This window comes from Mycobacterium sp. TH-M15 (assembly GCF_057473705.1).
In genome coordinates this window covers 1-3,012 of the sequence record NZ_JBYCLB010000651.1, presented here as the reverse complement: position 1 = coordinate 3,012, position 3,012 = coordinate 1, and the positions used below count along the sequence as shown (strand labels likewise).

The 3,012-nt window shown below is 71.9% G+C and carries 4 protein-coding genes; all 4 read right to left on the bottom strand.

The features are described 5' to 3' along the window. Positions 1 to 206, bottom strand: a 206-nt coding sequence (locus AC2VNT_RS15950; RefSeq protein WP_486947778.1) for a hypothetical protein, incomplete at its 3' end; no start/stop codon positions are given. Further along, positions 203 to 1,474 (bottom strand): inorganic phosphate transporter, encoded by a 1,272-nt coding sequence (locus tag AC2VNT_RS15945; RefSeq protein ID WP_486947777.1) that lies wholly within the window; start codon positions 1,472 to 1,474, stop codon positions 203 to 205. The genes AC2VNT_RS15950 and AC2VNT_RS15945, both read right to left, overlap by 4 nt. A 138-nt stretch (positions 1,475 to 1,612) precedes the next feature. Further along, positions 1,613 to 2,020 (bottom strand): VOC family protein, encoded by a 408-nt coding sequence (locus tag AC2VNT_RS15940; RefSeq protein WP_486947776.1) that lies wholly within the window; start codon positions 2,018 to 2,020, stop codon positions 1,613 to 1,615. A gap of 10 nt (positions 2,021 to 2,030) precedes the next feature. Beyond that, complete coding sequence (locus AC2VNT_RS15935) at positions 2,031 to 2,924, bottom strand: SDR family oxidoreductase (protein ID WP_486947775.1); 894 nt, start codon at positions 2,922 to 2,924, stop codon at positions 2,031 to 2,033. Positions 2,925 to 3,012: the final 88 nt, after the last annotated feature.

Sequence of the window (3,012 nt, the reverse complement as noted above, 5' to 3'; positions counted from 1 at the left end):
ATCACCACCAACAGTGCGTAGATGGCCCAGCCGAGCGTGCCCAGCACCGCCCGGCGCCGGGTGGTCGACGGCCCCGCCTCGGTCAGCGCGGACCCGGCCGCGTGCAGCCGCACCCCGAGCGCGAACAACGCCGGCAGTGCCGCCCCGGCCAGCATCCCGAAGACCAGGATCTTGGCGGTGGCGTCGACGTTGAACCAGGCGCTCACGACGAGCTGACCCCGGGTGCACCGACGGTCCGGGGGACGCCGAGCGTGACGGCCGCGGGCACGGTGACGGTGATCGGGGCGGGCATCGGCGGCGGGAACGCGGTGTCGACGTTCTCGACCGGCACCGGGCCCTGCAGGCCGCCGGTCAGGCTGCCCTCCCACGCGTCGTTGACGTTGGACGCGTCGACCGGGACCCGGCGCGACCGCAGCCAGATCGCCAGCGAGACCGCCGCCAGCGCCGCGAAGCCGACACCGACCCCCAGGTAGCCGCCGACGCCGTGCACCAGCAGATAGGCGGCCCCGCCGACCAGACCCGCCAGCGGCAGGGTGACCAGCCAGGCGACCGCCATCCGGCCGAGCACCCCCCAGCGCACCTGGGCGCCGGGTTTGCCGACGCCGCTGCCGAGCACCGACCCGGTGGCGACCTGGGTGGTGGAGAGCGAGTAGCCGAAATGGCTGGAGAGCAGGATGACGGCGGCAGCGGCCGATTCGGCGGCCATGCCCTGCGGCGGCTTGATCTCGACCAGGCCCTTGCCCAGCGTGCGGATGATCCGCCAGCCGCCCAGGTAGGTGCCGGCGGCCATCGCCATGGCGCAGCAGACGATCACCCACAGCGGGGGCAGCGCCGCCGACTTGCTCACCGACCCGTAGGACATCAGCGCCAGGAAGATCACGCCCATCGTCTTCTGCGCGTCGTTGGTGCCGTGCGCCAGCGAGACCAGCGCGGCCGAGCCGATCTGGCCGCGGCGGAAGCCCCGTTCGGTGCGCTGCTCGCCGACGCCGCGGGTGATCCGGTACACCAGCCAGGTGCCGACCGAGGCGACCAGGGTGGCGACCACCGCGGCGACCACCGCCGGCACCGCCACCCGGGAGACGACGCCGGTCCACAACACCCCGTGGCTGCCGACCGCGACGATCATCGCGCCGACGATGCCGCCGATCAGCGCGTGCGACGAACTCGACGGGATGCCCAGCAGCCAGGTCAGCAGGTTCCAGACGACGGCGCCGACCAGGCCGGCGAAGACCAGGTCCAGCGTCACCAGGTGCACGTCCACCAGGCCCTTGGCGATGGTGGCCGCCACCGCGGTGGACAGGAACGCGCCGACCAGGTTCAGGCAGGCCGACAGGGTGACCGCCGCCTTCGGGCTCAGCGCGCCGCTGGCGATGGATGTCGCCATCGCATTGGCGGTGTCATGGAACCCGTTGGTGAAGTCGAACCCGAGTGCCGTGACCACCACGACGATCAGCAGGAACAGGTCAAGGCTCACGGGACATCACAGCGCTCGACGCGCACAGGACATCGGGACGTCACGGCGTTAATTTTGGCGGTCCGGCCCGCCGTTGTCGAATAATCGGGTGAGAAAAGCGCCGCCGTATCCCGCTCGTTCCCAACTGTTATCCCGCTGTTAACCTTCTGGCCTGGGGTCTTGGCGGGTGTCCCGGCGCAGCGGGTGGTCGGCGGGCACCTCCACGAAGATCAAGATCACACCGTCGGGGTCGGTCACCTGCATCTCGTGCAGCCCCCACGGCTCCTGGCGGGCGGTCCGGGTGATCGGCACGCCGCGGCCGGCCAGCTCGGCCTCGGTGGCGCGCACGTCGCGTACCTGCAGCCACAGCGCCCCGGGGAACGGCGGCCCGACCGACCGGTCCGGGCCGCTGTAGCCGGCCAGCTCGATCAGCGACTGCCCGGCGTAGAAGACGGTGCCGGACGGGTACTCGCGGGCGATCGCCAGCCCGAGCTCGTCACGGTAGAAGCGCACCGAACGTGGGTAGTCGGTGGGCCGGAACAGCACCCGGCTGGCCAGAATCTCCATCAGCCCTCCATCAGCGTCCCGGGTTGACCGTGTTCGACCTGGCCCACTCGGTCGACCACCGCGAGTTCAGCGTGTCCAGCGCCTTGACCGCCAGTGCGGTGCGCGGCGCGATCCGGACCGGCCGCCGGCGGGCGGCGACGATCATCCACTCGGCGGCCTCGTCGGGGGTGAGCGCCGGCCGGTTGTCGAAGTCCTTGGTGGGGGTGACCATCGGGGTGGCCACCAACGGGTAATACAGCGTCGTGGAGTGCACGCCGCGGCCCGACCACTCGGTCTCCATCACCCGGCTCACCGAGGCCAGTGCGGCCTTGGACGCGTTGTACGCCCCGAAGTTCGCCGACGCCTCGAACATCACGCCCCAGGTCGCGACGTTGATGATGTGCCCGTCGCCGCGCTCGAACATGCCCGGCACCAGGCCGCGGACCAGCCGCAGCGGCGCGTAGTAGTTGATCGCCATGGTGCGCTCCAGATCGTGCCAGCGCTCCAGCGAGTCGGCGATCGGCCGGACGATCGACCGGCCGGCGTTGTTGACCAGGATGTCCACCCCGCCGAACCGCTCCTCGACGTCGCCGACCAGCGCATCGACCGCGTCCAGCTCGGAGAGGTCGGCGGCGATCGCGACGGCGGTGCCTTGGCCGCCGGCGCCCTCGGTGGCCGTCTGCACCACCACGTCGAGCAGCTCTTGCCGGCGGGCCACCGCCAGCACGGTCGCGCCGCGCCGGGCGAACCGGGCGACCGCGGCCGCGCCGATCCCCGACGACGCGCCGGTCAGCAGCACCCGCTTGCCGGCCAGGTCGACCGTCCCGCCGGCCGGCCGGTGCACCGCCAGCTCCAGCGGCACCGGCGGCCGCAGCCCGGCGCTCCAGATGGTGTTGATCAACCAGCGGGTCGGGCTTCGGCTCATGCAGCCGAGTCTAGGGTGGGCGCTCTCGACGACGGCCGCCGCTGGGTCGACGGCGACGACCCGTGAGGAGATGACCGGCTAGAAATAC